1 rRNA gene (only partly in view) is annotated in these 1,325 nt (G+C 55.2%); it reads right to left on the minus strand.

Going from position 1 to position 1,325, the window contains the following annotated elements:
- Positions 1–1,272: ribosomal RNA gene (locus MTP10_RS41750) — 23S ribosomal RNA — on the minus strand (it extends 1,615 nt beyond the left edge of the window).
- Positions 1,273–1,325: the final 53 nt, after the last annotated feature.

The raw sequence follows: 1,325 nt of genomic DNA on the forward strand, positions 1-1,325 counted from the left end.
GTGAGTGCCACGACTTCGGCGGTGTACTTGAGCCCCGCTACATTGTCGGCGCGGAATCACTTGACCAGTGAGCTATTACGCACTCTTTCAAGGGTGGCTGCTTCTAAGCCAACCTCCTGGTTGTCTCTGCGACTCCACATCCTTTCCCACTTAGCACACGCTTAGGGGCCTTAGTCGGTGATCTGGGCTGTTTCCCTCTCGACTACGAACCTTATCGCCCGCAGTCTCACTGCCACGCTCTCACTTACCGGCATTCGGAGTTTGGCTGACGTCAGTAACCTTGTCGGGCCCATCGGCCATCCAGTGCTCTACCTCCGGCAAGAAACACGTGACGCTGCACCTAAATGCATTTCGGGGAGAACCAGCTATCACGGAGTTTGATTGGCCTTTCACCCCTACACACAGGTCATCCCCCAGGTTTTCAACCCTGGTGGGTTCGGTCCTCCACCCAGTCTTACCTGAGCTTCAACCTGCCCATGCGTAGATCACTCCGCTTCGGGTCTACAGCATGCGACTCAAACGCCCTATTCAGACTCGCTTTCGCTACGGCTCCCCCACACGGGTTAACCTCGCCACACACCATAACTCGCAGGCTCATTCTTCAAAAGGCACGCAGTCACATCACACACCAGCAAGCTGATGTAAGCTCCTACGGCTTGTAGGCACACGGTTTCAGGTACTATTTCACGACCCCTCACCGGGGCACTTTTCACCTTTCCCTCACGGTACTCGTGCACTATCGGTCATCAGGGAGTATTTAGGCTTACCAGGTGGTCCTGGCAGATTCACACAGGATTTCTCGGGCCCCGTGCTACTCGGGAACACCTCAAGAAGTCCATCCGATTTCGCCTACCCGGCTCTCACGGTCTACGGCGCCCCTTCCCAGAGGCTTCAACTATCGGAAGGATTTATAACTTCTTACAATCTCGGCAGAAACTGTTAGAGGGTCCCACAACCCCGGACATGCAACGCCTGCCGGCTATCACACACGCCCGGTTTAGCCTCATCCGCTTTCGCTCACCACTACTCACGGAATCACATATTGTTTTCTCTTCCTACGGGTACTGAGATGTTTCACTTCCCCGCGTTACCACCAACCGCCCTATACATTCAGGCGGAGGCAACACCACATGACTGGTGCTGGGTTTCCCCATTCGGACATCCCCGGATCAACGTCTGGTTGGCGACTCCCCGAGGCTTAACGCAGCCTCCCACGTCCTTCATCGGCTCCTGATGCCAAGGCATCCACCGTGTGCCCTAAAAAACTTGGCCACAAAGATGCTCGCGTCCACTATGCAAATCTCAAACAACAAACAGCAACCACC

Source organism: Nonomuraea sp. 3-1Str, assembly GCF_031570565.1.
GTDB lineage: Bacteria > Actinomycetota > Actinomycetes > Streptosporangiales > Streptosporangiaceae > Nonomuraea.